The organism is Bacillus sp. P4_D3 (assembly GCF_056401855.1).
The window spans coordinates 1-567 of the sequence record NZ_JBFUIN010001305.1; the positions used below are offsets into that span (position 1 = coordinate 1).

General features: G+C 38.5%; 1 protein-coding gene. It reads right to left on the reverse strand.

What is annotated here, in order from left to right:
* On the reverse strand, nucleotides 1–567 hold a 567-nt coding region (locus AC1DTM_RS30980), incomplete at both ends, for an AAC(3) family N-acetyltransferase (RefSeq protein ID WP_477001761.1).

Consider the following 567-nt stretch of genomic DNA (forward strand, 5'->3'; position numbering starts at 1 on the left):
CCTGTACGTACCTCAGATAAATGTATGGACGTATTGGAATCATAACCGACACCAAGTAATAATATGTATCCATCTAAATCGTRTATTTTTCGTAATGGCGATTCTTCACCAAAACTTATAGAAAGTGAATGATTCGCTGTAATTTCTTCTGCGTGTTTCCCCCATGCTGCAAAACTACTGAGTGGATGATTACTGCGCAATACATTCGGATATGTACGAAAACATTCAACTACTTCTCCCATTGCCCTTGTTGGTGTTATACGTGGGTCAAATGCTGGGACGTTATCCCGAATAATTTGCCACCAGTCTTCTGGTACAGGTGGTCTTGACCAATGTTTTGGGTCGGATAAATCTGAAGATTGGGTTGGCATAATTATCGTTCCTTCTTCTGTAACAACTTTCATTAACGCTTCTACTACGGCAACTGCACCGCCTGATATCCAACCAATCGAACTTAATGAAGAATGAACAATAACTGTCATTCCTTTTTCTATCCCTAATACTTTTAAATCATTTGTAATTGTTTCGATTGTATTTGGAAATTGTGTATTCGCCACTATGTCATTC